A 24,033-nucleotide genomic window follows, 5' to 3' on the forward strand; every position below is an offset into this window, starting at 1 on the left:
GAATTAGTTAAGTTATTAATTTAATTCTAAGCCATAAATAATGGTCAGCTGCTTTGATGGTGTCAATAAATCAGATAAATTTGCTTATTAAAAACCCTCAAAACAAACTTATTATGAAAATCAAATTTTTATTAGTGTTAGCTGTGGTGGCTATTTCTTTTTCAGTGCAATCTCAAGACTATAATAATGCTATTGGTCTAAGAGCTGCATGGGGCTGGGCTTTAACCGGCAAACACTTTCTGAATGAAAAAAATGCTTTAGAAGCTATCGTAAATTACAGGAGCTACGGAGCTGGAGCTTATGATTATAGCTATTTTAGTCTTACAGGCCTATTTCAAAAGCATTATGATATTGCATCTGTAGATGGTTTAAGATGGTATTGGGGATTTGGTGCACGTTTAGGCTCTTGGGGAGGTGATTGGGATTTAGTGGACGGTGGAGATGGCTCCTTTTTTGTAGGTGCCTGTGGAAACCTAGGTCTCGATTATAAATTTAAAAATGTACCAATTAACTTATCTGCTGATTGGATTCCAACATTTAATTTTGTTGGTTGGGGAGATGGATTTACAGGAGAAGGTGGTGGATTTGCAATTAGATATGCATTCTAAACGGATCAATAAAATTTCAAAAAGCCTTGTAGGAAATTCCAACAAGGCTTTTTTTTTATTTTTAATTATAATACTTCAGTCTGATTCTTAATGCGTTTCCATAAATAGCTAAACACTATAAACAGAAGATAAGGCATTGCTAAAAGATATAAAATCCCAGTATTTAAACCCTTACCAACACTACCCCCACTCTTCATATTGCTTTCAGCGGCCATCTTACACATTGGACATTGAGAAAATCCAGTTTGTTGCACTAAAATAAAAAGCAAGATGATGCTCGTAATGATAATAAATCTTTTCATAGGGGTAAAATTATCGCATGCAAGGATATAGCATTAAAAAACAAATCGGTCCACTAACACAAATATACAGCCAAACTGGAAATACAATTTTAGCTAATTTTTTATGTCGCGCTCGCTGATCTGTTAGACCTCGAATAAATGTAAATAAAATAAATGGAAATGAGATTCCAGAAAGAACCACATGAGAAATTAAAAGTAAAAAATATATAGTGCGAATTGGACCCTCCCCACAATATCTAACCTCTGGAGTGGTGATATGATAAAGCACATAAGAAATTAAAAAAACACCTGACATGATCAACGCTGTTGACATCAATCGTTTATGGTTTTTTATGTGCCCCTTCCTTATTTGTATATATGCTAAAATCAGAACAATCCCAGCAATTGCATTTAAGCTTGAATGAAAAATAGGTAAAAATGAAAAATCAATGCTTGTCTCTATATGAATTTTACGCATAAAAACAACCACCAATAAAATCAAAACACTAAAGATAGACGCAGCAATATTTAGTCTTTTGATTTCTTGTGGAGTCCAACTCATTTAGAATCTTTTAAACTAAGAAAAACTGGTATATGTCTAACAAGTTCTAAAATTTCTTGTTGATTATTTAAACTGTAGTAATTTCTGATTTTGCCATTTTTATCCAACAATAGAATCACATCTTGATCCTTCATTTGTTCAGGTATTGAGTACGCTTCTGCACTAAATGGATAGACATGATTCGCAGCCATGTATGATCTTAGCCAGGTTTTAGAAGTGGGCATTTGAAGTATCTGGGACATATCTCTAATCAGTTCACCTGGAAACAAACCAACAATTGTAAATATATTGATTGAAAACTCATCTTTGGACTGATTGAATATTTTACGCATCACGTCCAAGTGCTTTGCTCTTAAAGAATCCGCACCAATAACAGCTACAATCCAATTTTTACCCAATAGGCTGTCTGAATAAAAAATCGAATCATCTTCAAGGCTTGATTGAAAATTAGTAAGTTCAGCTTTAGGGCTTAAATCAGCCATTGCATCTTTTCGCATTTGGGTACCTTTCGATAAGTAATACCAAGCATAGATTGGAAGCCCTATCAGGATACATGCAATTAGAATTAGATTAAATGCTTTTCTCATTTAATCTGTTGAAATTATTAGATACAAATCAATTTTAATGCTGCTTTTCAATGGCATTTGAATCTTTTGGCTCAGCGGCTGGAGCTTCCTTTTGTAGTTCTGATGATTCATGAGTACCACTAGATGGATGTTTTTCAACTTGTTTTGAAATACCTCCTGTAAGTTCAAGAATCGGTCGATCATTTACATTTTTACGCCAATGATACCAGGTATTTCCTTCATAAAAGAAAGCAATGATTGCCCAAATCAATAACATTGTAGGCATCAATACGCTTCTTACCAATCCCGGCACTTCATAGCGCATATGCATAAATTCATAAATAATGAAATACGCTTTATACAAAGACATTCCAATCATCAATGAATACATAATAAATCTAGGTAAATGAAATCCATGAATGATATAGCCCTTACCTACTAAAGCAACCATAACTTCCAACAGAGTAACAATTCCTAAAAGGACAAATCCTCTGAATACAACTTTTTCCTTCCTCGTAATTTAAGTGTGCCATCCTATTGTTTAATTTATAGCAGATAAAATACTAAAAACACAAATACCCATACCAAATCCACAAAATGCCAGTACAATCCTATCTTTTCAACCATTTCATAATGATTTCGCCTTTGGACATAAACGCCACTTGCAACATTAATCATAATGATCAATAAAAACACGACTCCGCTTAATACGTGAAATCCATGAAATCCTGTAATAAAAAAGAACAAAGCGCCAAAAGCTTTAGGTCCAAACTGTTGCTCTTTTATTAAACCGGACTCTGTTTTATATTTTAGTGGAGCCCATTCACCATTATGTTGATGAATGAGATACGTCTGATGTGAATGAAATGGATCCCCAGCTTTAATATCATGGCCATCCCCTTCCAGGTATACACCTGATTCAGTATGTGTCCCAAATGGATTTGTATGAATTGACATATTTTCACCACCCATCAAAGTAGTCCATTCCCAGGCTTGACAACCTAAGAAACACAATCCGCCAAAAATGGTCATCAACATCCAAAAAACAACTCCTTTCTTATTATAGCGATGTCCTTCTTGTACAGCACGAACCATTGTTACACTACTTACGATAAGTACAAACGTCATGAATGTTACAAAAATCAAAGGTTTATGATGAATCCCTCCAGGTAATGATGAAAATACAAAATCAGGAACCGGCCATGTTGGACTACTAAAACGAAGCGTACCATATGCAATTAAAAAACCCGCAAACGTAAATGCATCAGAAAGCAGGAAATACCACATCATTAATTTCCCATAACTGGCTTTAAACGGTTCTTTTGCGCCCATCCATACGGATTCGTTTTCGTGTCCCTGTTGCGCCTGTAATGTTTGATCGGATGCCATTATATTAATTTTATACTATTGTAATATTAAAAACAGAAGCAAATAAATCCAAAGGATATCTACAAAATGCCAATACTGCCTAACAAGATCAACTTTTAATAATCTCATAGAACTAACTGTGAATGAATTCAAAAAAGCATTTGCAACGCAAACCATAATTGCAGCGATTCCTCCAATTACATGGACTGCATGAATTCCTGACAGTGCATATAAGAAAGAACCGGATACACTTAAATCTATGGTTATGCCACTTGCAACCAAAGCTTTCCAAGACAATATTTGTGATACCAAAAACAATATTCCTAATCCAAATGTCAAAACAATTCCATAATTATAATTCTTTTGATTCTGGTTTTTTAAATTCTTATATGCCCATTCCATTGTAATGGAAGAAGCGATAATTATAAGTGTGCTTACAAAAAATTGAATAGGCAATTTAAACTCATACCAATTTCCTGCAGGTCTCCTAACCAAGTACGCACTGGTCAATGCAGCAAACATCATGGTAATTGAAGCCATTCCAATCCATAGTCCAAATTTTAATGCTTGATAGCGACTTGGAGCCAGATTCTTATCGATCATTTGAATAATTGGCATCAATGAAGCAAATTATTAGTGAGCAATAAGAATAAAAGAACAGGCAGATAAATGATTGAGCAAAACATTAATTTTCTAGCAGCTTGCTCATTATTATGTTTAAAAAGATTCAAACTATAATAGATATAAAATAAAATACACAAGCAAATTCCAATGATAACAAATGTATTTAAGAGGCCATTCGCCACAAACCAAAATAAGAAAACAAAACTCAATGCAGAATAAACAGCTGCATAGAAGCCATATTTAGGATCTGGTTTACCGTTCACATCTTTTACCAATTTAAAGCCTGCTTTTCTATAATCAGAATGACCAAGCCATGCAATTGACCAAAAATGGGGGAATTGCCATAAGTATTGAATGCCAAAAAGACACAATGCTTCTAAAGTAAATCCATTGGATGCAGCTACTCCAGCAATTAAAGTTGGAAGCGCACCAGGTATTGCTCCAACAGGTACTGCTAATGTTGAAAATCTTTTTAAGGAGTGTAAACAAAAGCATATAACACAAAAGACAGCATACCTAAAGAACTCGCTACAGGATTTATCATAGCTAGAAACAATACACCCAAAGTACAAAATATACCGCTGATTAAAACAGAGGTGGCAATCGACATGCGACCATCAGCAACTGGTCTCAATGCGGTACGCACCATTAATTTATCATAGTCTCTTTCCAAGCATTGGTTAATAGCATTGGCGGCAAAGGTTATAAAGCTTCCACCTAAAATTAAAAAGATAAAGGTATTGATATTAAAAAGATCCTTTGCAAGTATAACATAACTCAGAGCTGAAGATAAAATAACCATCAGGCTAAGTTTAAACTTAACCAATATTCCAATATCCTTAATAAAGGAATAATTTATTGCCGATGCGTTTGTCTGATTCAATTAATTGAAATTAATGGCTGCTGTGTTCCTCTCCTTCTGCTAAAGGAACGTGTTGTTGAATAAATTCTTTATTATCTTTTCCGTAATCATAAGCCCAACGTTGAACTGTTGGAATTTTTTCAGGCCAATTTCCATGACCTGTTTCAATTGGAGTTGTCCACTCCAAAGAATTTGAGCCATATGGATTTTGTTCAGTCATCTTCCGACCTTTATACATACTCCAGAAAAAGTTTACAACAAATAATAATTGTGCGAAAAAAGTAATAATTGCAGCAATTGTAATAAACTTATTCATGTCTGTAAAATCTTTGAATGCATCAAAGTTATCAAAACGATAATAACGTCTTGGGACTCCTGCCATTCCTAGATAGTGCATTGGTCCAAAAACCGCATACGCTCCTATCATAGTGATCCAAAAATGGATTTTACCCAAAGTCTCATTCATAAATCGTCCAAACATTTTAGGAAACCAGTTGTATACTCCTGCAAACATTCCAAAAAAAGCTGCGACACCCATAACAATGTGAAAATGCGCTACAACAAAATACGTGTCGTGTTGCTGAATATCAATTGCAGAATTTCCTAAAAAGATTCCGGTGAGTCCACCAGAAATAAACATCGATACAAATCCAATGCAAAATAGCATGGGAGTATTTAATCGAATGTTACCGCCATATAGAGTACTAATCCAGTTAAATACCTTAACTGCTGAGGGGACTGCTATAATCAGCGTAAATACTACAAAGAAATTGGATATAAATGGATTTACCCCTGACATAAACATATGGTGTGCCCATACTATAAATGAAAGGAATGCAATGGCTAAAATTGAATACACCATAGCTCGGTATCCAAATATAGGTTTTCTTGCATGTACTGATAATACTTCAGAAACAATACCCATTGCCGGCAAAATAATAATATAAACTTCAGGGTGGCCTAAAAACCAAAATATATGTTGGTATAAAATGGGGCTACCTCCTATCCGGTCCAATGCTTGTCCGTTAATAAAAATATCCGATAAGTAAAAACTTGTACCTAAACTTCTATCAAATAGCATAAGAAAAAAACCAGAAGCTAAAACAGGAAATGAAAGAAGTCCCAAAATTGCAGTTACTAAAAAAGCCCAAACTGTAAGTGGCATACGCCACATACTCATTCCTTTAGTTCGAAGGTTTAAAATAGTTGTGATATAATTCATACCACCCAACAAAACAGAAACAACAAACAACACAAGGGATACGGTCCACAATGTCATCCCTGCACCACTTCCGATAGAAGCTTGTGGCAATGCGCTTAATGGTGGATAAGCAGTCCATCCACCTGAAAAGGGTCCTGTGCTTAAAAACAAACTGTAGAACATAACTACAGATGACATGAAAAAGAACCAATAGGAAAGCATATTTAAAAATGGAGAAGCCATGTCTCTAGCTCCAATTTGAAGTGGAATTAATAAGTTACTAAAAGTACCACTCAATCCTGCAGTTAATACGAAGAAAACGATAATCGTTCCATGCATTGTAACCAAAGCATAATAAAACTCAGGTTCCAATCTACCAATGCCGGCATCATTAATTGTGATCCACTGACCTAAAACTGGTTTTAGCCAACTTAAATCTGCATCTGGATAGCCTAATTGCAGACGAAATATGATTGACATCGCAGCACCAATAATAGCCCAAAAAATCCCTGTCATAAGGAATTGCCTCGCAATCATCTTATGATCCTGCGAAAATATATAAGTTGTTAAAAAATTAGTCTGGTATTTGTCGCCATGATGGTGTTCATGAAAATGATCATCATAACCCAATTCCTGGATTAGTTTATCTTTTTCAACAAGTGGTGAATGATTAGCTGACATAATTTATGTTTTAAAAAGATAAAATTTTAAATTCAATTCTTCTGTTTTTCGCACGACCTTCTTCTGTATCATTTGTATCAACAGGTTTATTTGATCCATTTCCCAATGCAGAAATTCGTTCATTGCTCACTCCTTTTGATACCAAATAATTTTTTATTGCAGTTGCTCTTTCATTGGATAGTTTTAGATTAAGATCTGCTGCGCCCGTATTATCCGTATGGCCACTTACTTCAACTTTTAATTTAGGATATTGATCAAAAGTTTCTTTTAAAACATTCAATGCCATTTCAGAAATAGAATCCAAAGTTGCAGAACCTGTTTCAAAATATATATTATCCAATCGAATGATCCGATCAGCTGCATTGGTATTGGTCGAATCCAATGCTTTTAAAAGCATAGACTTCATTTCTTCGGTCTTTATAAAAGCTTCTGCTTTAATTGCTTTGCCTTTTAAAGGATCTTCATCCGTATTGCGGATGGAGCTTAAATAATAAGATTTTTGTTTTTTATTCCAAATTTCCCATTCTTCTGGAGAAACTACTTTCACCAATCTACGCATGCTATAATGGCCTTTGCCACATAATTCAGCACATGCCAATTCATATTCAAAAGTTTTCCATTTTGGAGGACTTGCAGGATCATTTGGATCAGAAGGCATTTGGTATTCAGGATACTTTCTTAATTCCTGACGAAACTCTTCAGTGGTTTTAATTGGTGTAAAAATAAAATAGGTTGGAATTCCAGGAACCGCATCCATTTTAACTCTAAAATGAGGTAAATAAAAATTATGCAATACATCCCGAGCTGTAATCCGAACCCGAATTTTTTTCCCTTTTGGAATTACCAGTTCATCTGCATTAAAATCATCGTGATTTCTGTCATCGTTCCAATCCTGACCTAATTCATTAACACCAGGTTTTATTAATCTGAAATCTTTAACACCTAATTTACCATCCTGCCCTGGATATCTTAAGTTCCAAGCAAACTGCCAACCTGTTGCTTCGATTTCTATAAAATCTTCTCCTTTGGTAACATCAGCCATAACTTTATTCCAAGTCACAAGGCCTTGAACAACTAAAATTGTCATGACCAATGCAGGCAATGCGGTCCAAATTACCTCCAACCGATTGTCATGTGGAAGGAACAAGGCTTTTTTACCAGTTGTATATCTAAATTTATAGGAAAACCAGAATAATGCAACATGACAAATCAAGAATACGATTCCTGTGAAAATCAAAGTAACATTAAACATACTATCAATAGAACCGCCATGCTCTGAAGCAGCTTTTAAGGGCCCATAGCCTAGCAACCGATTTGCATAGTATAATGATCCCCAGAAAAAAGATCCAAGAAAGACGACTCCAAAAATCAATAGCCATTTGCCATTTTGATTGGCACTGTGAGTCTCTGTTTGCTCTTGACCACGCATTTCAGCAGTGATCTCATTAATTTTAGCAATTTGAAGTAGAACTACAAAAAGCAATATGATAGATAATATTGTAATTAAAGCAGTCATGTCTTATTTTTTCGTTTTGCTATACATGATGATGTAAACTCTCTTGTAAAAATGGATCATTCTTTGGCACTAAAGGTGCTTTAGATAAAAAATGCAAGGTTGTTGCAAAAAATAAAGCTAAAAACCCAATCATCAGCCCAATATCAGCCAAGCCTGGAATAAAATATCCTACAGGAGGCATGTGTTTATCATTTGCATGACCATCATGTTCATTAACTTCATGTTGAGCAGGCGCAGCATGTGTGTCTTTAGTCAATGCCTCACTTGTTGCAGGTCCAGCGTGATGTTCCATACTCATTTCAAGTGCCGTATGATATGTACCTGGTTTTACCATTTGGAACGTATCCCACCAGTGACCAAAAAATACGATAATTCCAACTGCAATTAAGGTTCCGTATTTGCGTTTATTATCATTTCGCATTAAAATTAAAAACGGCAACGCAAAATTAAGAACCAGGTTCCCATAAAATAATATTGGATATTGTTGAATCCGGGTTTGAAAATAAACTGTTTCCTCTCCAATATTTCCATACCAAATCAGCATGTACTGTGAGAACCACAAATAAGTCCAAAAAACACTGAAGGCAAACATAAATTTACCCAGATCATGAAAATGTTCCTGATTTACATTGTGATAATATCCTCTGGATTTAAGATAAATCAGAAACAAGATGGTAAGTGCAATCATGCTTACAAAGCAACTGGCTCCAGTATACCAAGCAAACATGGTGCTATACCAATGCGGATCAACTGACATATACCACAACCAAATAACAGCAGCACTTGAAAATCCAGCTACTGGTAAAAATATTGCAGCCCAAAATTTCATTTTATTATAGTGTTCAAAATGTTGATCCCCATGATCATCTTCTTCAACACTTAATTTGCGCATTTTAGAAGCAAAAAATATCCAACTTGCCAAAATGCCCAAACCAACGACACTGTAGAAATGCTTGTTTAAAAAACTGGATTTGCCTTTAAGCACTTTATCATTTGCAACGATATCTGTATCAGACCAATGGTATAGATGATGCCAGTTAAAATATACACCGAGGGCTATAAAAAACATAATAGCAAAGCCAACCCATAAAAATCCAGACATCGCTTCCCAAACTCGCTTAAATCCAACATTCCATCCTGCATAAGCGGTTCGGCTAACACAAATAAAAAACAAGGCCATTAAAGCAATCAATGTAAAAAATACACCATTTTGCAGAAGACTACTCCAAAAGCGAGTAAAATAAGCATCATCTGTCAGCAAAATTGTAACCAGAGACAGGATTCCTATAAAACCCATCACTCCTAATACAACTTTGTCTTTTGTTGGTATCTGTATCGTATTCATTTTGTTTCCTACTTGAAATTCAAATTATTTTTTAACATTAACCACCGGAGCAGTTGCAGCTGCAGCCAATTTAGCTGCATCCAAAACTGCTTGCGAACCTGAAAACGTATTTTCTGATTCTGAATATTTTAAGTTTTTAGAAGCTGCTTGCAAGGATCGTATATAATGTATAACATTCCATCGTTCATTATAAGATAATTTATCAGCATAAGCGCCCATCATATTTCTTCCATAAATGATTCCATGATAAAAACGACCTTCTGATGCAGCAATAAATTCATCTTTAAGAAAATTAGCAGGTTGTGCTGGATACTTTCCTCCATCATCTCGAACCAAATATCCGGCACCATCACCCTTTTCGCCGTGGCAAATACCACAATAAATATTGTAAAGTAATTTTCCTTCTTCTAGTCCGGCTTTTGTAAGTTTTATCTTGTTTGCAGTGATCTCCCTGGAAGCTCTTAGCCGTTCTTCTTCTGTATTTCCATAATAATAATTCACAGATCCATTTACTGGAGTATGTATGGCATTTGAACTCAAACTGCCAGTATACATAGCTGCATGCGCCGAATCTGAAGTCGCAATTCCACCACGAGCAATCGATCCTTTAGCTGGAAATCTGGGTGCAGATAATTTCGCAATTTCTGCTGATGTTCCCCAAGTATGGTAATAATAATAACTATTGACATTGGGTTCATAAGCAACGGAATGAACCATATCTGGCATGTATTCTGTTCCTGTTGCATTGCCACCTGCCGGACTGCATTGAAATAAACTCAATGCACAAACTATTGAAATGAATATGAAAATAATCCGATTCATCATTTATATAGATTTAACATTTACCTCTTCTGCGCCACTCTCTTGAAAGAATGATCTGGCTTCAGTTTCGGAAATATGATGTTGATCAAAAGCAAGACAAAATTTATCATCCGTAGTCCTTAAATCCAATTGAGGGTTTTGAACTCCAGGCCATAATCCACTTATTGTATAAAACGTAATTGTCATTCCCCAGGAAGCAAACAAAACTGTCAACTCAAACACAATAGGTATGAATGAAGGCACAGGCCAGTATGGTTTTCCTCCAAAAATAATTGGCCAATCACTTGTCATAATCCAAGTCATACCAAGAAAAGCGGTCAATGTTCCAATCGCACCGTAAACAAATCCAGCATAGTGCAAACGGGATTCTTCTAGACCAAGTGCTTTTTCCATTCCATGAACAGGAAAAGGGGTAAAGACATCCATAATTTCAAGATGTTTACTTTTGGCTAAGCGTACAGCACTCAAGAGTTCTTCTTCATCGGAATATATTCCGTAAATAACATCTTTATTTAATTGTCTCATGCAAGGATGATTTATTTTTATTTAGGAATGATGATGTTCATGTGAATCTGAAGTTGAAACAGGGTGTTTATGCGTTGCATGTTCACCTATATATTGATCTCCTCCAACTTTCAGAATGTGTTTAATTTCAGCGATAGCTACAACTGGCGCAACACGTACAAAAATTAGATAAAGTGTAAAAAACAAACCAAGCGTTCCTACAAAAATTCCAATCTCTACCCAAGTTGGGCGATAATAACTCCATGATGAAGGCAGATAATCTCTGGCCAATGTGGTAGCAATAATTACAAATCGCTCAAACCACATACCGATGTTTACGAAAATGGACATAAAAAAAGTAAGAAAAACACTCCGTCTGTATTTTTTTACCCAAAAAAGCTGCGGTGAAATCACATTGCAGGCCATCATACCAAAGTATGACCACCAATAAACTCCCATCGCTCTATTAAAAAATGCAAATTGCTCATACACATATCCGGAATACCAAGCAATAAATAATTCTGTCAAATATGCTACTCCAACGATGGTTCCTGTTACAAGAATTACTTTGTTCATGGATTCAATGTGTTCCAGCGTGATGTATTCTTCTAATTTAAGGATTTTACGAGTCATAACCATTAGCGTTTGAACCATTGCAAATCCAGAAAAAATTGCACCAGCAACAAAGTATGGTGGAAAAATTGTTGTATGCCAACCAGGAATAACAGAAGTCGCGAAGTCGAAACTAACGATTGTATGAACTGACAAAACCAAAGGAGTTGATAACCCTGCTAAAACAAGGGATAAAGATTCCCAACGTTGCCATTGTTTTGCAGAACCAGTCCAACCAAATGATAAGAAATTATATATTTTTTACGAAGGCCTGTAGCACGATTTCTTACGGTTGCAAAATCAGGCACTAATCCTGTATACCAAAACAATAATGAAACAGAAAAATAGGTTGAAATTGCAAATACGTCCCATAATAAAGGCGAATTAAAATTTGGCCAAAGAGACCCTCTTGTATTAGGATAAGGAAGAAAATAAAATACAACCCATAATCGTCCAACGTGAATTACTGGAAATAAAGCAGCGCAAATAACTGCAAAAATCGTCATGGCTTCAGCAGCTCTATTAACGCCCGTGCGCCAACGCTGTCTAAATAGCAATAAGATGGCTGAAATCAAGGTGCCGGCGTGACCAATACCAATCCACCAAACAAAATTTGTAATATCATAAGCCCAACCGATCGTCCGGTTCACATTCCAGGAACCTATACCCATCCAGATAGTCCAGCAAATGCAAAACAAACCAAAAGCAAGCGTTGAAGCTGCAATGATAAATGCTATAACCCATGCTTTACTTGGGGTTCTTTCTGTTGGAGAACACAAATCTTCAGTTATCTGATGATAGGTTTTGTGTCCTTCAACCAAGGGCCTTCTTACGGGTGCTACAAATCCTCCTGACATGCTTTAGTATTTATAGTTTTATGCGTCTAAATTTTCATCTCTGTTATTCACCTTCATGGTGTAATGCACAACAGATTTAACATTGACTTCTTCCAGTACAATATAATTTAAAGGGTTCTCAATTTTCTTAAACAGAGATCCTTCATGATTATTCATATCTCCAAAAGTAATTGCTTCCGTTGGACACGCTGTTTGACAAGCAGTTTTTACGTCATTGTCATTTAATGTGCGATTCTCACGTTTTGCTGAAAGCTTTCCTTCTTGAATCCGTTGTATGCAAAAAGAACATTTTTCTATTACACCTCTTGAGCGAACTGTAACATCCGGATTTAAAACCATTCTACCGAAATTATCAGAATAGAATGGTTGGCTTTTCTCCCCTGCTATGTTAAATTGGTTAACAGGAAACAAATCTGCTGCTGTATAATCATACCAATTAAAACGTCTTACTTTATATGGACAATTGTTTGCACAATACCTGGTACCGACGCACCTGTTATAGGCCATTTGATTGATGCCTTCTGATGAGTGATTTGTTGCGTTTACGGGACAAACATTTTCGCAGGGTGCATTATTGCAATGCTGACACATCATTGGCTGAAATACAACATTTGGATTTTCTACATCCCCATAATAATAACGATCAATTCTTAACCAGGCCATTTCATGATGTCTGGCTATTTCTTTCTTACCAACAACAGGTACATTGTTTTCAGCCATGCATGCAATTGTGCAGGTTCCACAACCGATACACGAATTTAAGTCAACATGCATACCCCAATGATGGCCCGTATTGTAACTATATTCATGCCCTGGATAGAGTGTGTGAGAATTTAATTTTTGAAATTCTGCACGTTCTTCCTTTAAGCTTTCTATTTTCTCTTTTAATTCATTTAAATGACTGTGTCTTAATACAGATCGATCTGTTAATGAACCTTGGAAGCCCTTTGCAATTCCTTTGAAAGCATCATCTACCAAAGCAGCTTCGTCTGCATTAAATTTCTGGCCACTGCTTTTTTCAATTGCTGTGACTCCTAATGTATGGTGATGTTGCACACAAGCAAAATGTTTTTCAATGGTGCCACTGCTTTGCGAAACTTCAATTTCTGTATTAAAATATTGAATATATCCATCAACTACTTTACAAGCTGAATAAAAATATGTTCCAATTCCAGTGCCGCAATCTCCTGCCATCGTTCTTCCATAACCTAATGCAATTGCAACAGTCCCTGGCATTTGACCAAATTGTTTTACCGCACCTACAGTAGTTTTAGAACCTGCAATTGTCAAATCAATTAACTCTCCATTTTCCTTCACGTTATTGAAGGCAATAAATCTGCGATCCCCGTCAAAACTTATTGGAACCATAAGATAATTTCCCCATGCGCATCTAGTAACTGGATCAGGCATTTCTTGCAACCAAGGGTTTACTGCATATACACCATTTCCAATTCCGACTGTTTCTATGAAAGATATTTCGAGGGCTGCTCCAGATGGTTTAGTTAATTTCGATGCAGCAAAAGATGGATCTCCTTTAAATGTTGGAACCGCAGTTGATTTTGTAAAAACAAATACGCCATTGTGAACACAATCATCCCAGAAATTTTGAAAACCTCCTGTTGAAGCTGAATTGGAGTAATAGTTACGCTCCCATTGATTTTTCAAATATTCATAATAGGGTTGCTCTGCTGCAGCATTCAAATTTGGGGATACTGCCCATGAAAGAAATGAATGTCCGCTTGCTCTTGTATTAAAAATTGGATTAATGGTCGGTTGAATTAAACTTAACATTCCGCGTTTTGCTTCAACGTCACCCCAAGATTCTAAAAAATGATGATCAGGAGCTAAATAATTGCAATGCGAACTCGTTTCGTCAATTATAGCATTTAAGCTGATTTTTGTTTTTACGTTCGCAAGATTTTGCGCAAATTCTGAGGCAAATGGTAAATCATAACACGGATTGGCATTCCAAAATATAAGTGCATCCACCGTAGATGCTTTCATTTCAGTCATCAATTGATTAAGGTCTGCGTCGCTGCCCTTTCTTTGATACGAAACATTATCAAAAGCAAGGGTTGTACCCATATTTCCTAATAAATTATTTAAACTGTAGCACAGAATTTGTTCGCCAACATTATTTGTTCCACAAACAATTAATGACTTAGATTTTTGTGTTATTAAACGTTCAGCTAATTTTTTAAATGCGGCTTTAGCTTTATCGTTTAATTCTAAAGCTGGAACCGATGCAGCTCCCATTTTAGAAGCAACTTCGTTATATAAAAATGCTATTGCAGCACCTTGCTCTGATGGCTTTACTAAAATTCTGTTATCAGCATTTGATCCTGTTAAGGACATATGCGATTCGACTTGTGTATGCTGAGACATTTTAGGTGCCTCTGCTTTTATAGTTCTGGTTTTTGCATACATAGAAGCATATTCTATGGGTGAAATCCAGGTACCTAAAAAGTCTGCATTAAAACTCACGATGGTTTCGGCAAGATCAAATCTAAACTCAGGAATGATGCGCTCTCCAAAACATTGTAAACCAGCATCCAATAATGCAGCCGATGATATTGCATCATACATAATATGTTTCGCACCAGAAAATTTTGAACAAAATTCTGAAACAGCTTGCAATGCTGTTGGACTCAGTTGGGTGCTACTAACAATTCGAATATTTTTACTTGCTGCTAATGCGGTTTTTATTTCATTATCTAAATCATTCCAGCTAAGTTCTGAAATTTGATTTTGACTCATTTTAGCAGGGAATTTAACTCTGTTGTAATCATATAGACTTAATACAGCAGCTTGAACCCTGGCATTTGTTCCTCCTTTAGTTATAGAAGAGAGCGCGTTGCCTTCAATTTTAATGGGTCTGCCTTCTCTTGTTTTAACTAATATAGAACAATAGTCTCCGCCGTTTACAAACGTTGAAGCATAATAATTAGCGATTCCAGGGACAATGGTATCCGGCTTAATTACATAAGGAATTGCCTTTTTTACTGGAATTTCACAAGAAGCTAATGTGGCAGCTCCAATACCAAACCCGAGAAGTTTAAGAAAATCACGGCGGTTGCTTTCTACCAATCCGCTTTTTTCATCATCCAATATAGATTCTAAACTAACAGGATTTATTTCAGAATTACTGGCAGCAATAAAATCCGGATCTCTTACCAGATCTTCTTCTCCAATCCAAATTGTTGATTCGTTCATTTTCATTTTATTCTAATAGCTTCTGATCAATAATGGCATTTTTGACATTCCAGACCTCCGATATCAGAGACTTTGACAGATTGTCTGGTTCCTGCTTTTAATTCATCATGATAGGTTTTATAACTATCGTAGTATTTATTATCAGCAAATTTTACGTCCGTTTGTCTGTGACAATTAATACACCAACCCAGTGAAAGTGGTGCATACTGTTTAACTAACGGCATGTTTTCAACTTTACCGTGACATGTTTGGCATGCCAATTTCCCAATGGTTACATGTTGAGAGTGATTAAAATAGACATGATCAGGTAAATTATGAATCCGCTTCCATTCGATTGGCCCTGGAATGGTTGATTTCGTGTCACTGGTCAAAGAACTTTTAATTTCTTCCCATTGTGTTTCTGATTCGCGAATTGCAGATTCAGCTCCTTCTCTTAAATTGTTGTCTTTTGCAAAGGTTGTGGCAATCCATTTCTTATAAATTGCTGCAATTTCGTCCTCAGTCAATTTTTCATATTGATCGATATATTTATCGGTGTTTGGGTTATAACCAATCGATGCATAAATCTTTGAAATTTCAGCAGTACCATATTGACTGCCTTTTTTTATTGCGGCATGACAATTCATACAGGTATTTGTTGCTGGAATTAATGATTGTTTAGATCTCCTTGCACCATCATGACAATAATTACAATCAATTTTATTTAAACCTGCGTGCGTTTCATGACTAAATTTAATAGGTTGATCCGGTTGATAATTTTGCTGTCTACCTAATGAAATCGCATTATTAACAGTTGTGTAGCCGGCAAATAAGACCAAGGCAAATATTACAAAACTGATAACTGATTTACTCGTCATCAATTGCCAAACAGATTGTTTTTTGGCAGTCGTGTCACCAGCCTTTATTTTCATTTGATATGCCAGATCCGTCATTAAATTCCATAAAAACAAGGCCAGGCCAATCAACAAAGCAAAGATCAGATAAATCCAAAATGAAAGTCCACTTTGTTGATTCTGAGGAGCTTGAGTTCCGCCTACCGCAGCAACTGGTTTAGGACCATATGTACCTTTATAAACCCCGTCAACATACAAGAAAATGCTTTCTATTTCTTCGTCAGACAAATTAGGAAAAGCCGTCATAACGGTAGGTTTAAATTGGTTCCACAACTCCGTGGCTCTAGGATGGCCCGCTTTAATTAAAGCTTGAGAGTTTCTAACCCAATTATTTAGATCAGCTCGTGGAAAAGCAGCCCACCGTTCTACAGAACCACCTAAAGCGGGTCCCGTAAGAGGGTCTTTCATGTTTTTATTATGGCAACTGGCGCAATTATTCTTAAAAGAACTTTTGCCAACTTCGATATCAGGTGCGGAAATCAGAGCCCCAATCGAAATAAACACAAATAAAATAGTTCCAAATATCCCTTTGTAGCTCATAAATTATTGAAAACTAGATGAATATGATTTCAAAAAACAACGATGTTTTAAATCGTTTAACGAATCGCCTGCAAAAATACCCCAGAAATGTGTTTCCCAAAACATCTGATCAAATTGTTTTATTTGATATGTAAAAAAGTTCAATTTCCTAAATAACACAACAGTTAAAATATCGTTAAGTTAATCTGTGTTTTGCCATTTGCATTTAGTTATGAATTAAACTGCAATTGGTGCTTTAATTAATGGATGACACTGATAATCAACCAGTTCAAAATCATCAAACTTAAAATTAAAAAGATCTTTTACCAATGGATTTAAAATAATCTTTGGACTTTCATAAGGAGTTCGGCTTAATTGCAATTCAGCCTGTTCAATATGGTTTAAATACAAATGGACATCTCCAAACGTGTGTACAAATGTTCCTGGCATCAATCCGCAACTTGAAGCTACCATTAATGTCAATAAAGCATAGGAGGCAATATTAAATGGTACGCCCAGAAAGACATCTGCCGAGCGCTGGTACAGTTGACAAGACAACTTGCCATCAGCCACATAAAATTGAAACAAACAATGACACGGACTCAAGGCCATTTTAGACAAATCCCCCACATTCCAGGCAGATATTACCAATCTACGCGATTCAGGATTGGACTTTAAGGTTTTTAACAATTCTGCCATTTGATCAATTACATGACCCTCTCTGGTCTCCCAAGAGCGCCATTGCTTTCCATAAACAGGGCCAAGATCCCCATTTTCATCTGCCCATTCATTCCAAATAGAAACTCCATGATCATTGAGGTACTTGATGTTGGTATCTCCATTTAAAAACCATAACAACTCGTAAATGATCGACTTTAAATGCAGCTTTTTGGTTGTTAACAATGGAAAAGAATTAGCTAAATCAAACCGCATCTGGTATCCAAAAATACTTTTAGTGCCAACACCAGTCCGATCCGTTCGTTCAATTCCCTCATCCTTAACCTTACGGAGAAGGTCCAAATAGTCCTGCATATATTTAATTCGATAGCAAAGAAACATATTAAAATATTCTTAATATAATTTTTTCAAATATTTCTTTACTCCTTCTAAAAGGACTTAATTTTACAGCCAAACCAAAACATGAGCTACAATAGCCTCCAGGAGGCCTGTGTTGATTTAGAGAAAAATAACATGTTAATCCGGATTCCGGATGAACTTGATGGGAATTTAGTTATTCCAGAATTGCACAGAAGGGTTCAAGCCATTCAGGGCCCAGCGCTATACTTTGAGAAAATTAAAGGTTCAAAATTTCCAGGGGTCTCCAATTTGTTTGGGACGAATGCCCGAAGTGAATTTTTATTTAAAGATGTACTGTATAAATTGGAATGGTTAATCAAATTAAAAGCAGATCCAGAGCAACTAATTAAAAGGCCCTTCAGCCTTATCAAACATATACCCTATTTGATAAAAGGATTGCCAAAAAAAATAAACACACAACGATTAAATCATGAATGCAGCCTCCGTGAACTTCCTAAAATAAGAGCGTGGCCAAAAGATGGGGGCTCATTTGTAACCCTTCCACAAGTTATCAGTTTTCCACCTGGAACCTTGGATCCAAAGAAAGCAAATGTTGGAATGTATAGAATTCAATTGGATGGTAATGATTATAAACCTGACCAAGAAATTGGATTGCATTACCAATTGCATAGAGGCATTGGAATTCATCATCAACAATTTAAAGAATCAACAGCGTCTTTTAGAATCAGCATTGGAATTGGTGGGCCCCCAGCTTATACTTTAGCTTCAATATTTCCATTGCCTGAAGGACTTAGTGAAATCCTTTTTTGTGGTTTTTTAAATAATAGAAGGTATCGATACCGCATAGACAATTCGTATTTCATTCCTCAGGATGTTGATTTTTGTATTACTGGAAAGGTTTCGATGAATGAATTAAAACAGGAAGGACCTTTCGGGGATCATCTAGGATATTATAGTTTACAACATCCTTTTCCATTTTTAACAGATATCAAAATATACCATAAACCAAATCCAATTTATCCTTTCACAGTTGTTGGCCGTCCTCCTCAAGAAGATTCATCTTTTGGATATTTAATACACAAGATGGTATCCGAATTAACATCCGTTGAATATCCAGGCATCAAACAGCTTCATGCAGTTGATGCCACTGGTGTCCATCCCTTATTATTGGCGGTCGGATCTGAACGTTACATGCCATTTAGAGACAGAAAGCCTGAAGAATTGCTTACCAGTGCAAACCTGCTTCTAGGTAAAGGCCAAACGTCATTATCTAAATATGTCTTTATTGCTGCAGAAGAGCCAGGGCGCCAAATAGATGTTCATAATATTAAAGATTTTTTTGAGTTTATTTTAGAACGAATCGACTGGAACAGTGATTTGCATTTCTACACAAATACGACCATTGACACGCTTGATTATTCAGGTGATCAATGGAATGGTGGTTCTAAACTTGTTATTGCATGCAATAGAAATAAAAGCAGAGAATTATCAATTGACCTTCAAGTTTTTAATGATTTGCCATCTCTGTATAAAAACTGCAAATTAATTCAAAAGGGAATTGTGTTATTAGAAACAAAGCCATTTAAAAATTATAATGATTCCCTCCAAGAACTGAATGTACTTACCGACTATCTCGATCAATCAAAATTTCACGGTTTTCCGCTTATTATACTATGCGACAATACCGAATTTTGTTCGGCTAGTTATTCTAATTTTTTATGGGTGACCTTTACACGTAGCAATCCAGCTTCTGACATCTATGGGGTGCGCGCTGATTATCATCATAAACATTGGCATTGTAAAAATACGTTAATTATTGACTCTAGAAAAAAACCGCATCATGCACCTGAATTAGAAGTTGATCGTGTAACCTGTCAAATTGTCGATGAATTCATTAGTAAAACACCCTCATTGAGAACCCTTTTTACATGAAACTTCCAGAACAATTTATAACACATATGAAGATTCTTCTAAATGAGGAATTTCCGGAATTTGAAAATGCTTTACATACTAAATCACCGGTATCCATTCGTATAAACCCCTATAAAAATACGAATGGTTTTAACCTAAATAAAACAGATCAGATTCCCTGGTGTCCATCCGGCTACTATTTAACAGAACGACCTTCATTTACATTAGACCCATTTTTTCATGCAGGTCATTATTATGTCCAGGAGCCCGCATCCATGTTTTTAGAATTTATTTTGAATTCACTTAAAGTACCAAAAAAATGCAATGTATTAGATTTATGCAGTGCACCGGGGGGAAAATCTACGCTCTTATTATCCTATTTTTCTGAAGACGCATTTGTCCATTGCCATGAATTTGATCCACATCGCGCTAAAGTTTTAAAACAAAATCTGGAACGCTGGGGCACCAATAACACGTTTGTAAGCCAAGGATCTCTTGAACAATTATCGAATTCATCCATGCGCTATAAAATTATTCTGGTTGATGCTCCGTGTAGTGGCGAAGGAATGTTTCGAAAGGAACCGGAGGCACTTAAGCAATGGTCTTCACAAAAAGTAAAAGCCTGCACCCTTATGCAACAAAATATATTAAAAGTTGCAGATGCCTTGTGCGAAACTGGTGGTTACATTATTTATTCAACCTGTACGTACAATTCAGAAGAAAACGAACAGCAATTAGAACCTTATGTACAGGATGGGCGTTTTAAAAGCATTCAAATACCCAATCAATTTGCACAAGAATACCTGGAGAAGCATGTCTATGTGTATAGATTTTTTCCTCATAAACTATCCACAGAAGGACTCACAATAAGTGTCATCCAAAAACAACAAGAACAATCGTCCATAAATTTAAAATTAAAATCTGCTGTTTCTAAATTCAACAAGGAATTTAATCCAGTTGAATGGATAAACAATTCAACCGCATATCAAATCATCCCAGTAAGAGAACTCTTTTATGCGGTGCATCAGAATCAACTAGAGCAGTTTGCATATTTAAATTCGTTTTTACGTTTCTCAGGAGGCGCTATTCCTGTTTGTCAAATGAAAGGAATTGCCATTTATCCAGAACACGGGTTAGCATTAAGCATTCACTTAAATCAACATATTTATAAATGCGAGTTGGACTTAAAGGACGCTTTAAATTTTCTGCGTGCAACCTATGCCCCTTTGAACAAAGAAATCAATGCAAAATGGATCCTTGCTATTTATAAATCTGCTTGCTTAGGCTGGTTTAAAGTAAATCAGAATGGTTTAAAAAATTATTTTCCAATAAATCAAAGAATTCGTAATTATTAATTATAGTACATGAAAAACTTACTTGTCTTTTCAATTTGTGCATTATTGAATTTAAAGGCATTGACACAAAATCAATTGCCAATAATATCAAATAAGATATTGAATTATGATGCATTTAATAATACAATCATCATTAATTTCAATTTAGATGATGCCGACAATTCATTGCTTGAAGTTCAATGCAAACTATTTAGTGCTGATGCAACAACAAAAAATGTTGAAATAGTACCTGATCAAATCACAGGAGATATTGGATTTCCAATAGGCAAAGGGATAAATAAACAAATTAGCATTCATTTTAATTCTGCACTACCCTATCAAAAATTATCAATTGTATTGGTAGCATTAGATCGTGAATCACTAAATATTCAAGAAATCATTTCCAAGGTGGACTCAAATAATTTAAAACAGCAAGTGACCCAATTGCAAGGTAGGCGAAATACTGGAAATCAGGTTTTCTATGATAAAACCCGTGAGTATTTATACAATACGTTAAATTCATCAGTACCTACCCGCGAACTGAATTTCAATACCGGACAATACAATGGCAAAAATTTTGAAGCAACGAAACTAGGATATGAAAAGCCAGCTACACTTGTTTTAATTGATGCACATTACGATTCATATTCAAATGCGCCAGGCGCAGATGACAATGCATCTGGTGTAGCAGGGGTATTAGAAGCCATCCGCATACTAGGTGATTATGCCAGTAAAAAATCAATCAGATATATTCTATTTGATTTAGAAGAAGCCGGACTCGTTGGAAGTACATATTATGTAACGAATCAATTGAATACTAAGGATAGCATTCAGGGCGTGTTAAACTTTGAAATGATTGGATTTTATTCAGAGCAACCCAATTCACAAGATCTCCCAACAGGATTTAACATACTCTTTCCAGATGCTTATAATCAAGTCATCGCAAACAATAGGAAAGGTGATTTTATTACAAATGTAGGCAATACATTATCGTATTCCTTACGTTCAAAATTTCACCAGCTTGCAACAAGCTACGTTCCTCAATTAAAGGTAATTTCACTTGATGTACCCGGCAACGGTTCAATTGCTCCAGATTTAACCAGAAGTGATCATTTTGCTTTTTGGCTTAAAAATATACCCGCCTTGATGATTACAGATGCCGCCAATTTCAGAAACAAGAATTACCATACAATTAAGGATTCTGTTCAATATTTAAATTTTAATTTTATGAGTCAAATTACAAAAGCATCCATTGCAACTCTTTTGGAATTGGCAGAAACACAACATGGTGTCTCTACTGAATTTAGTGTTGATTTGGGAACAGCTATTCAAAATGGAGTTAATGAAAAAATTACAGTTTCTGACATAAATAACATATTACAACTTAATTCAACCATAACTATTAATGATGCAATAATTAAAATCTATTCTGTTTCAGGAAAATTAATAGAAACACATGAAATAGATATTTTAAGTAACCAAGCAAATCCATTAACAACAATACAAATGCCTTCAGGCATTTATTTTATTACACTTACTTCCGACTTACTAAAATGGTCAGGGAAATATTTTAATAATGGCAATTAGAAAACTCTTTATTGGAATTGGTAGTAATTTAGGAGATCGATTGCATTATTTAACTTCAGCCAAATCGCAAATTGAGTTAAAATTTAATGCAGTGCCGATGTGCTCCTCTATTTACGAATCAGAACCATGGGGATTTAAAGAACAAGAGCCGTTTTTAAATCAAGTGATTTCAGTTGAAACAGAATTGAATCCACTTAAAATTTGGGATCTACTCTTTGATATTGAAAAAAATCTGGGTCGTCTTCGTGTTCTAAAATTTGGACCAAGAACGATTGATTTAGATATTATTTTATTAGGCACCATGTATTTTAAAAATCACAGCCTAACAATACCGCACCCTCAAATGCAAAGACGCCGATTTGTACTAGAACCCCTTGCAGAGCTAGATTGTGAAATCATCCATCCCCTATTTTCCACTTCAATTAAACAATTATTGATTGATTGTGAAGACGCTGGTCAAATAACTAAATACCATCATTATGAAAAGCAATCCTAATAAATACATATGCATTGAAGGCAATATTGGAGCTGGTAAAACTACTCTTTGTCAATTGATGAGTCTAGACTTTCCATGTAAAATTATATTAGAACAATTTACAGAAAACCCTTTTTTGGAATATTTCTACAAAGATCCCAAACGATATGCATTGACTGTTGAATTATTTTTTCTTACAGAACGTCAAAAACAGATTCAGCAAGAAGCATCTAATTTAGATCTCTTTAACGATTTTATTATATCAGATTATACTATTTTAAAAAGCTTATTGTTTGCACGTGCAAATCTTGAGCCAGATGAATACAAATTATTTTTTAAAGTTTACCAAGCATTGACCCAAGGTTTGCCAAAACCAGATTTAATCGTATATATCCACCGGGAAATTAAACACGTTCAAAACAACATTTCCAAAAGAGGGCGTTTATTTGAAAATGAAATAACAGATACCTATTTAAACAAAATACAAGATAGTTATTTTGATTTTTTTAAAAACCAAACTGTAATTCCTATAGTAGTAATCGATATTGCAAATCAGGATTTTACTCAAAATCAAAATTTATTTAATGAATTAACATCGGTATTATTCACAAAATACACGCCAGGTTTACATCATATTAAAATTTTAAATTAAAC

Annotated in this window: 22 protein-coding genes and 1 pseudogene; 6 read left to right on the forward strand and 17 right to left on the reverse strand. The window is 35.3% G+C overall.

The window, feature by feature from the left end; all coding sequences use genetic code 11:
* Positions 1-113: 113 nt before the first annotated feature.
* Positions 114-608 carry a hypothetical protein gene (locus IPK91_02880; protein MBK8296234.1) on the forward strand — a complete coding sequence of 165 codons (495 nt, stop codon included), beginning with the start codon at positions 114-116 and terminating at the stop codon, positions 606-608.
* A gap of 65 nt (positions 609-673) precedes the next feature.
* On the opposite strand, the gene IPK91_02885 is transcribed toward IPK91_02880, so the two are convergent.
* From IPK91_02885 to IPK91_02965, 17 genes and pseudogenes are all read right to left on the reverse strand, one after another.
* Positions 674-910 (reverse strand): hypothetical protein, encoded by a 237-nt coding sequence (locus IPK91_02885; GenBank protein ID MBK8296235.1) that lies wholly within the window; start codon positions 908-910, stop codon positions 674-676.
* Positions 911-920: 10 nt separating this feature from the next.
* On the reverse strand, positions 921-1,451 hold the full coding sequence (locus tag IPK91_02890) for a DUF420 domain-containing protein (GenBank protein ID MBK8296236.1): 531 nt from the start codon (positions 1,449-1,451) through the stop codon (positions 921-923).
* Positions 1,448-2,038: a hypothetical protein gene (locus IPK91_02895; protein ID MBK8296237.1), complete on the reverse strand. Its 591-nt coding sequence runs from the start codon at positions 2,036-2,038 to the stop codon at positions 1,448-1,450. Before IPK91_02895 ends, IPK91_02890 begins: the two co-directional genes overlap by 4 nt.
* A gap of 34 nt (positions 2,039-2,072) precedes the next feature.
* Entirely contained in the window at positions 2,073-2,477 is a 405-nt protein-coding gene (locus IPK91_02900; GenBank protein MBK8296238.1) for a cytochrome C oxidase subunit IV family protein, read from the reverse strand.
* Between the two features lie 86 nt (positions 2,478-2,563).
* Complete coding sequence (locus IPK91_02905) at positions 2,564-3,406, reverse strand: cytochrome c oxidase subunit 3 (GenBank protein ID MBK8296239.1); 843 nt, start codon at positions 3,404-3,406, stop codon at positions 2,564-2,566.
* 15 nt (positions 3,407-3,421) lie between these two features.
* The gene (locus IPK91_02910) at positions 3,422-3,988 is read right to left on the reverse strand and encodes a cytochrome c oxidase subunit 3 (GenBank protein MBK8296240.1); all 567 of its coding nucleotides are present in this window, start codon (positions 3,986-3,988) and stop codon (positions 3,422-3,424) included.
* A gap of 14 nt (positions 3,989-4,002) precedes the next feature.
* Positions 4,003-4,581 (reverse strand): UbiA family prenyltransferase, encoded by a 579-nt coding sequence (locus IPK91_02915; GenBank protein MBK8296241.1) that lies wholly within the window; start codon positions 4,579-4,581, stop codon positions 4,003-4,005.
* The gene (locus IPK91_02920; protein ID MBK8296242.1) at positions 4,482-4,892 is read right to left on the reverse strand and encodes a UbiA family prenyltransferase; all 411 of its coding nucleotides are present in this window, start codon (positions 4,890-4,892) and stop codon (positions 4,482-4,484) included. Before IPK91_02920 ends, IPK91_02915 begins: the two co-directional genes overlap by 100 nt.
* A 10-nt stretch (positions 4,893-4,902) precedes the next feature.
* Positions 4,903-6,753 (reverse strand): cbb3-type cytochrome c oxidase subunit I, encoded by a 1,851-nt coding sequence (locus IPK91_02925; protein ID MBK8296243.1) that lies wholly within the window; start codon positions 6,751-6,753, stop codon positions 4,903-4,905.
* A gap of 10 nt (positions 6,754-6,763) precedes the next feature.
* A complete protein-coding gene (locus IPK91_02930) occupies positions 6,764-8,269 on the reverse strand; it encodes an OmpA family protein (GenBank protein ID MBK8296244.1) in 1,506 nt (501 codons plus the stop codon).
* Between the two features lie 19 nt (positions 8,270-8,288).
* Positions 8,289-9,614, reverse strand: a complete 1,326-nt coding sequence (locus IPK91_02935; protein ID MBK8296245.1) for a hypothetical protein — start codon at positions 9,612-9,614, stop codon at positions 8,289-8,291.
* Between the two features lie 24 nt (positions 9,615-9,638).
* Entirely contained in the window at positions 9,639-10,439 is an 801-nt protein-coding gene (locus IPK91_02940; protein MBK8296246.1) for a cytochrome c, read from the reverse strand.
* A complete protein-coding gene (locus IPK91_02945) occupies positions 10,440-10,961 on the reverse strand; it encodes a DUF3341 domain-containing protein (protein ID MBK8296247.1) in 522 nt (173 codons plus the stop codon).
* 21 nt (positions 10,962-10,982) lie between these two features.
* Positions 10,983-12,409 (reverse strand): annotated as a pseudogene (gene nrfD / locus IPK91_02950) (polysulfide reductase NrfD).
* Positions 12,410-12,427: 18 nt separating this feature from the next.
* Positions 12,428-15,628 carry a 4Fe-4S dicluster domain-containing protein gene (locus IPK91_02955; protein MBK8296248.1) on the reverse strand — a complete coding sequence of 1,067 codons (3,201 nt, stop codon included), beginning with the start codon at positions 15,626-15,628 and terminating at the stop codon, positions 12,428-12,430.
* Between the two features lie 20 nt (positions 15,629-15,648).
* A complete protein-coding gene (locus tag IPK91_02960; GenBank protein ID MBK8296249.1) occupies positions 15,649-17,055 on the reverse strand; it encodes a c-type cytochrome in 1,407 nt (468 codons plus the stop codon).
* Positions 17,056-17,271: 216 nt separating this feature from the next.
* Entirely contained in the window at positions 17,272-18,075 is an 804-nt protein-coding gene (locus tag IPK91_02965) for a thymidylate synthase (GenBank protein ID MBK8296250.1), read from the reverse strand.
* 99 nt (positions 18,076-18,174) lie between these two features.
* Here IPK91_02965 and IPK91_02970 point away from each other — a divergent pair, with 99 nt between their 5' ends.
* The 5 genes from IPK91_02970 to IPK91_02990 are packed head-to-tail and all read left to right on the forward strand — an operon-like array spanning position 18,175 to position 24,031.
* A complete protein-coding gene (locus IPK91_02970; GenBank protein ID MBK8296251.1) occupies positions 18,175-20,004 on the forward strand; it encodes a UbiD family decarboxylase in 1,830 nt (609 codons plus the stop codon).
* Positions 20,005-20,030: 26 nt separating this feature from the next.
* On the forward strand, positions 20,031-21,338 hold the full coding sequence (locus tag IPK91_02975) for a hypothetical protein (GenBank protein MBK8296252.1): 1,308 nt from the start codon (positions 20,031-20,033) through the stop codon (positions 21,336-21,338).
* Between the two features lie 9 nt (positions 21,339-21,347).
* Positions 21,348-22,904: a M28 family peptidase gene (locus IPK91_02980; GenBank protein MBK8296253.1), complete on the forward strand. Its 1,557-nt coding sequence runs from the start codon at positions 21,348-21,350 to the stop codon at positions 22,902-22,904.
* Entirely contained in the window at positions 22,894-23,400 is a 507-nt protein-coding gene (gene folK, locus IPK91_02985; protein MBK8296254.1) for a 2-amino-4-hydroxy-6-hydroxymethyldihydropteridine diphosphokinase, read from the forward strand. The genes IPK91_02980 and folK overlap by 11 nt, the downstream gene beginning before the upstream one ends.
* On the forward strand, positions 23,384-24,031 hold the full coding sequence (locus IPK91_02990; GenBank protein ID MBK8296255.1) for a deoxynucleoside kinase: 648 nt from the start codon (positions 23,384-23,386) through the stop codon (positions 24,029-24,031). Before folK ends, IPK91_02990 begins: the two co-directional genes overlap by 17 nt.
* The last annotated feature ends 2 nt before the right edge of the window (positions 24,032-24,033 follow it).

The organism is Saprospiraceae bacterium (assembly GCA_016712145.1).
Classification (GTDB): Bacteria; Bacteroidota; Bacteroidia; order Chitinophagales; family Saprospiraceae; genus Vicinibacter.

What these genes read in the sequence shown, in the direction of transcription:
- IPK91_02880 (MBK8296234.1), top strand. Translation starts at nt 114, where the DNA reads ATGAAAATCAAATTTTTATTAGTGTTAGCTGTGGTGGCTATTTCTTTT.
- IPK91_02885 (MBK8296235.1), bottom strand. Translation starts at nt 910, where the DNA reads ATGAAAAGATTTATTATCATTACGAGCATCATCTTGCTTTTTATTTTA.
- IPK91_02890 (MBK8296236.1), bottom strand. Translation starts at nt 1,451, where the DNA reads ATGAGTTGGACTCCACAAGAAATCAAAAGACTAAATATTGCTGCGTCT.
- IPK91_02895 (MBK8296237.1), bottom strand. Translation starts at nt 2,038, where the DNA reads ATGAGAAAAGCATTTAATCTAATTCTAATTGCATGTATCCTGATAGGG.
- IPK91_02905 (MBK8296239.1), bottom strand. Translation starts at nt 3,406, where the DNA reads ATGGCATCCGATCAAACATTACAGGCGCAACAGGGACACGAAAACGAA.
- IPK91_02910 (MBK8296240.1), bottom strand. Translation starts at nt 3,988, where the DNA reads ATGATCGATAAGAATCTGGCTCCAAGTCGCTATCAAGCATTAAAATTT.
- IPK91_02925 (MBK8296243.1), bottom strand. Translation starts at nt 6,753, where the DNA reads ATGTCAGCTAATCATTCACCACTTGTTGAAAAAGATAAACTAATCCAG.
- IPK91_02930 (MBK8296244.1), bottom strand. Translation starts at nt 8,269, where the DNA reads ATGACTGCTTTAATTACAATATTATCTATCATATTGCTTTTTGTAGTT.
- IPK91_02935 (MBK8296245.1), bottom strand. Translation starts at nt 9,614, where the DNA reads ATGAATACGATACAGATACCAACAAAAGACAAAGTTGTATTAGGAGTG.
- IPK91_02940 (MBK8296246.1), bottom strand. Translation starts at nt 10,439, where the DNA reads ATGATGAATCGGATTATTTTCATATTCATTTCAATAGTTTGTGCATTG.
- IPK91_02945 (MBK8296247.1), bottom strand. Translation starts at nt 10,961, where the DNA reads ATGAGACAATTAAATAAAGATGTTATTTACGGAATATATTCCGATGAA.
- IPK91_02955 (MBK8296248.1), bottom strand. Translation starts at nt 15,628, where the DNA reads ATGAAAATGAACGAATCAACAATTTGGATTGGAGAAGAAGATCTGGTA.
- IPK91_02960 (MBK8296249.1), bottom strand. Translation starts at nt 17,055, where the DNA reads ATGAGCTACAAAGGGATATTTGGAACTATTTTATTTGTGTTTATTTCG.
- IPK91_02970 (MBK8296251.1), top strand. Translation starts at nt 18,175, where the DNA reads ATGAGCTACAATAGCCTCCAGGAGGCCTGTGTTGATTTAGAGAAAAAT.
- IPK91_02975 (MBK8296252.1), top strand. Translation starts at nt 20,031, where the DNA reads ATGAAGATTCTTCTAAATGAGGAATTTCCGGAATTTGAAAATGCTTTA.
- IPK91_02980 (MBK8296253.1), top strand. Translation starts at nt 21,348, where the DNA reads ATGAAAAACTTACTTGTCTTTTCAATTTGTGCATTATTGAATTTAAAG.
- folK (MBK8296254.1), top strand. Translation starts at nt 22,894, where the DNA reads ATGGCAATTAGAAAACTCTTTATTGGAATTGGTAGTAATTTAGGAGAT.
- IPK91_02990 (MBK8296255.1), top strand. Translation starts at nt 23,384, where the DNA reads ATGAAAAGCAATCCTAATAAATACATATGCATTGAAGGCAATATTGGA.